The 4,756-nt window shown below is 50.3% G+C and carries 8 protein-coding genes; 3 read left to right on the plus strand and 5 right to left on the minus strand.

The features are described 5' to 3' along the window. Window positions 1-285: 285 nt before the first annotated feature. The 4 genes from IQ22_RS22845 to IQ22_RS24260 all read right to left on the minus strand — a co-directional run bounded on the left by IQ22_RS22845 (window position 286) and on the right by IQ22_RS24260 (window position 2,137). Window positions 286-645, minus strand: a complete 360-nt coding sequence (locus tag IQ22_RS22845; RefSeq protein WP_145146100.1) for a hypothetical protein — start codon at window positions 643-645, stop codon at window positions 286-288. Between the two features lie 113 nt (window positions 646-758). Next, the gene (locus tag IQ22_RS22850; RefSeq protein ID WP_145146101.1) at window positions 759-1,106 is read right to left on the minus strand and encodes an SMI1/KNR4 family protein; all 348 of its coding nucleotides are present in this window, start codon (window positions 1,104-1,106) and stop codon (window positions 759-761) included. Between the two features lie 19 nt (window positions 1,107-1,125). Next, window positions 1,126-1,692 (minus strand): NADPH-dependent FMN reductase, encoded by a 567-nt coding sequence (locus IQ22_RS22855; RefSeq protein ID WP_145146102.1) that lies wholly within the window; start codon window positions 1,690-1,692, stop codon window positions 1,126-1,128. Window positions 1,693-1,876: 184 nt separating this feature from the next. Then, a complete protein-coding gene (locus IQ22_RS24260; protein ID WP_145146103.1) occupies window positions 1,877-2,137 on the minus strand; it encodes a nuclear transport factor 2 family protein in 261 nt (86 codons plus the stop codon). Between the two features lie 313 nt (window positions 2,138-2,450). Between IQ22_RS24260 and IQ22_RS24325 the strand changes: the two genes are divergently transcribed. Then, window positions 2,451-2,684, plus strand: a complete 234-nt coding sequence (locus IQ22_RS24325; protein ID WP_483247344.1) for a DUF7740 domain-containing protein — start codon at window positions 2,451-2,453, stop codon at window positions 2,682-2,684. A 110-nt stretch (window positions 2,685-2,794) separates the two neighbouring features. Here IQ22_RS24325 and IQ22_RS22870 read toward each other — a convergent pair whose 3' ends face one another. Continuing rightward, window positions 2,795-2,992 carry a hypothetical protein gene (locus IQ22_RS22870; RefSeq protein WP_208733696.1) on the minus strand — a complete coding sequence of 66 codons (198 nt, stop codon included), beginning with the start codon at window positions 2,990-2,992 and terminating at the stop codon, window positions 2,795-2,797. Window positions 2,993-3,947: 955 nt separating this feature from the next. Here IQ22_RS22870 and IQ22_RS23770 point away from each other — a divergent pair. Beyond that, window positions 3,948-4,100: a helix-turn-helix domain-containing protein gene (locus tag IQ22_RS23770; protein ID WP_244309413.1), complete on the plus strand. Its 153-nt coding sequence runs from the start codon at window positions 3,948-3,950 to the stop codon at window positions 4,098-4,100. A gap of 54 nt (window positions 4,101-4,154) precedes the next feature. After that, window positions 4,155-4,756: RNA-guided endonuclease InsQ/TnpB family protein (locus IQ22_RS22875; protein ID WP_244309415.1), on the plus strand; the 602-nt coding region annotated here is incomplete at its 3' end.

Consider the following 4,756-nt stretch of genomic DNA (forward strand, 5'->3'; position numbering starts at 1 on the left):
ACTGGCACAGCATAAAGCCCGCCTGACGGCGGGGTTAACAATGAAGTGAGTTTCTAGTGGTTGTGGTGAGAAGCGAGACTGTCGGAACAGGCGAGTCCTGCAGCAGAGCAAGGTCGATAACAATGATGATCTTTGTGATCGCTTGAACGCTTGGCCCCTGCTGCGCGAACTACAGAATGGCCAGGGCAGTACCCAGAAAAGGCCGGATATACGAATGCAACCGCGCTGACGACAGGATCGAAAAAGCTATCCTCACTGCTTGTGGGGAGAGTCCATATACCATTGTTAGGTATCGTGGTTTGGGCCTGCAGTTAGCGCTGTTGCCATTCTTTCCCACGATACAACCCGCCTAATAGCAGCACACTTGCTCGCGAACGCTTTCTTTTCTTGTGCTTCTTCTCTAGCCTTTTCAAGTTCGCTATTAGGGAAACCAGCAGCAGAGATTAGCCACAGCAGCATTTTGGGCTCCATTATGTGGTTGTAAGCATATCTCGCATCCCGGCCAGGGCCGCTGCTCCTCGCATACTTCACTGCTTTTCTGTTTGGATCTAGCCAGCCCAACCAATGATCACGCTGCGTGGTGTAATGGGCATAACCTTGAGTGCCGAGTGGAACCGGCTCGTCGGAAGGCAGGCGTTCGATCATTCAAGCTAGGCAATGGGCAGAGTAAGTATTCATAGGTATAAGCATCTAACACCTGAGTTAAGCCGCGCCGCGAAGCGGCGTCGGCTTGGACGAATAGTTAGGCCCCGCCCCGCTCACAGTGGACAGCCTTTACTGACCCAATCCAGAAGGCTTTCAGCCACAAAATCAAAGTCATCCGGGGTCATGCTGCCGTGGTCTACGACGAAAACGACTGGGGATGATAACTGGAGACTGATGACGACGGCCCGCCCGCCGCTATCGTCTCCAATGGCCAGGTATCCAGGACAGTACAGCTGCACCTCGTAGCAATCGTTGCGCTCAATGATTTCGTCTGCCGTATAGAACCGCACCAGTTCTCCAACGAACTGGCCACCGTGGCTAGCGAGCAAAGCCCGGTATTGATGAGCAAGCGGCACACCGATCCAAGCCTCAATTGCAGCTATGTGTTGGTTAAGAGTCATGTGGGACCTAACGTTGCAATCACACGCTTGTCGCGTGCATTGCTTTGTGAAGTTCTATCGCTCGAATTGCCGCACAGAGCTCAGACAGTCCTCGTGAAAGTTGCTCCGCCATCTTGATATCTTCGACTATACCGTCCGATGCTAGACCACTGCCAAGAAGTGGTATGGAAACACAGGCATTTTCCACGACTATTCCCGACATCGTCGTTACGACTTCTCTTAATGCAGCTTGGGCATGAGAAGCTCTGGGAGAAGTATTTATGAGTGCGACAGGTAAAGAAACGAACTCTTCGCCAGAGACCAGCCAGTCCAGAGCATTTTTCAACACGCCACTGATGCCATACGCGTATTCTGGACTGGCAATTATCAAACCATGAGCCTCGCGTATTGCCATTTTTAGCTTGCTGACGGCGGGAACAGCCTCACCGTCAAGGTCAGGATTGAACAATGGTAGATTACCCAAATCCTTGTATATATGTACCTCAATATTTTCAGGAGATAACAGAGTCAGGGCTTCAATCGCTGCCGAGTTATACGACTCTTTTCTCAAGCTTCCGGATAATGCCAAAAGTTTGGTGCTATCCATGCAACCTCTCGAATTTTTGGTGAATTTAACTTCTGGTTAGGACACTTGGATTAATAACATACTGAACGCGTCTGACGCGTAACCTATGCGCATTGCTCCACCCTTATTCTGGCAAAGCAGAGCTTACGATAATGATGGAATAATTCGAGCCTAGCCGCACTATTGTGTAAGCTTCTGAGCACTCTTAGACGATAATGCCAGCATGAGCTACCGCAACCTGCCACTGACTGTCTGAGCGTCTTTTCCAGATGCGCGTGAAGCGGAAATCTCCGTCAGCAGGTTGACCGGCATATTTACCACTAATCTGGACCCGTACAGAAACAGCAGCCGTGTCGACTCCGATCAATCGGATTTCTTGTTCTGAAGGTTCCAGACTGGGAATACTAAGAGCGCCTGATCCATGTGCTGATAAATAGGCTTCTTTGCCTAGGCATTGTCCAGACATTACTCAAATACATGCTGCTCAGGGAGGCATTGCGCTCGGCAATGTTGCTTTGAGCCGTCTGTACCTCGCCTATAAGCTTTTCGATCTGCTCACGGGTAGTGTCAAAGCGAGCCAAAGCGTTGCCTCCCCGTAACTTGATTAGATTGATCAGGCAGCCAATGACCGGCAGGTGGGAGTGCTTCTGGGTGAGGCCATTGATGTTGACCGAGCGGACAAAGGACTATGATTCCTAACCATATTTTTGATTATTTGTCAAAATCGTTGGAAAGAAGTATACTAGCGCCTTGATATAAGCCATCTAGGAACAAAATACTTGAGATTTTTTGACGCAGCGGTCTGCCTTTCCCTTTCAGCGCAGATCCATGGCACGAACAAAGAAATACGTGAAACCGCTAAACGTTGCCTTCCAACTTTGCAGAAGGCTGACCGCATCCTTATCAACCGGATCGCGAAAAGCAACACGCCGCTCGAAGACGTTAAAACGCTCGTTAAGACGCTTCTGAACGATATCGTAAGTATTAAGGCCAGCACTCTCTCCTTAGCTTAATTCGCTGCACAGAAGGCTGCTGAAACCCTTTGGCTGCTTTCCATAGGTAGAGAGCTTATCCTGCTCACTCATTGCTTCCAACAATCATGAGCAGGACATATACCGTTTCTCTAGTGAGGATAGGTCGTAGACGATATCAAAGGAAATTCTGCTAGGGCTTGGTCCATGCTTTCGCCTGTCCTTTGCATGTGTTCGGACAGCTCCTCAGCATCAAATCCAACCTGATCACGCATGGCATTGTTGACGTCAGCCATGACACGCTCTGCATTACGCGACCACTCGCTAACAAGGTTTTGCGTATGCTTCATGTCTTCTTTAATCCATGCTCGGGGATCAGTGCTTTCCGTGGTCAAGAGACCCGGCGTGCGGTCTACCACTGGCAGCAAGGTCGTTGCACCCGTTAACCTTTGTAGTCGCACTTACCGCTTAGCAGCATAATTAGATGTTTTGCATTGCATGCCGGTCAAAGTTTACGTAGTAGACATACCTGAGATTTGCCTTATGAACGATGCCCAGAGACAAGAAAGAGAAATCAAAAGGCAAAAAGCCATTCGCGCCGAAAACGCGCCTCTCAACTCAATCACTGCCCGAACCGTAGCCAAAAGCACTCAGCGGCTGATATTAGCCAAACGCATAACCCTGGAAGAAGCCAGCCTTCAGATTGGGATTGACCGGAGCATCCTGGATGATCTCTTTGAAAAGAATCGATTAAGCGCGCCCAGCCTTAATAAAATCAAAGCCTGGGCATCCGGTAGGCCCTTTAAGGCGTTATAGGCGCGACTCATGGATAATGTCGAGCCTCATGAGCTCTAGAGTTACTTCTTTACGCAACATCAATTAAATCTCAAAAGATCAGGGCTTGACGAGCCAAGCGGGTGATAGCTATGGCCGATTACCTCTGTTGCCCTTTTGCAACCATTTAAAAGGTCAACAGGTTATAAAGAGCACAGCAACACGCTAAGGGCGGGCTATGTTGGCTGCCCGTGAAACTGATCCTTGGTGTTCCGTTTGCTGCCTGCTTTCAGGGTTGCTTCAGCAGCCAAACAGCTTCTCACGCAAAACACATGTCGAAGAACCTTGCCGCCTATGTGTTCGGTTTGAATCCTTTACGCTCGAATCTAGCGCCATCCTTCATCTGTTTTGCGCGAGATACCCCGTACTTCAAGTGGGGGAGGAATAGCGCGGTGCGCAAGGCGTGCCCTTTTATCCCTTCCAGCTAATGACCAATTTCTATCTCACACTAAGTTTTGTATGTTGTAAAGCATGACTAAACGCGCCTACAAATACCGGTTCTACCCAACGCTTGAACAAGCAGAGCTGCTTGCAAAGACGTTTGGCTGCATACGTTTGGTCTATAACACTGTGCTTCACTGGCGAACCGATGCGTTCCATAAGGAACAGCAGAAAATCGGCTAGTCTGCGGCTAGTGCCTACCTGACCGCTCTCAAGAAACAGCCGGAACTGGCGTTCCTGAATGAGGTTTCCTGCGTTCCTCTTCAACAGTGCCTGCGCCACCAGCAGAGTGCATTTAAGAACTTTTTTGAAGGGCGGGATGGCAAGCTGTTTCTGGCGAAAAGCAGCGAGCCTCTGAATATCCGCTGGAGTCGTGCCCTGTCGTCCGCACCGTCCACTGTGACGATTTCCAGGGATGCCGCTGGGCGATACTTCGTCTCGTGCCTGTGTGAATTCGAACCTCAAGCCTTGCCCGTCACGCCGAAAATGATCGGTATCGACATGGGCTTGAAAGACCTGTTTGTACCCTCCGAAGGCGAGCCGGTTGCCAATGCTCGCCATACCGCTAAATACGCCTCCCGCCTGGCATTGGCACAACGCAGTCTGAGCCGTAAAAATCGTGCCAGGGCTCGCCAGAAGGTTGCGCGGATTCACGCCAAAATCTCTGATTGCCGACTCGATGGCTTGCACAAGCTGTCACGCAGACTGATTAACGAAAACCAAGTGGTCTGTGTCGAAAATCTTGCGGTAAAAAACATGATCAGAAATCCCAGGCTGAGCAGAGCTATCGCTGACGCGGGCTGGGGTGAACTGGTCCGCCAGCTGGAATACAAGGGCGC

Source organism: Pseudomonas duriflava (assembly GCF_007830155.1).
Lineage (GTDB): Bacteria > Pseudomonadota > Gammaproteobacteria > Pseudomonadales > Pseudomonadaceae > Chryseomonas > Chryseomonas duriflava.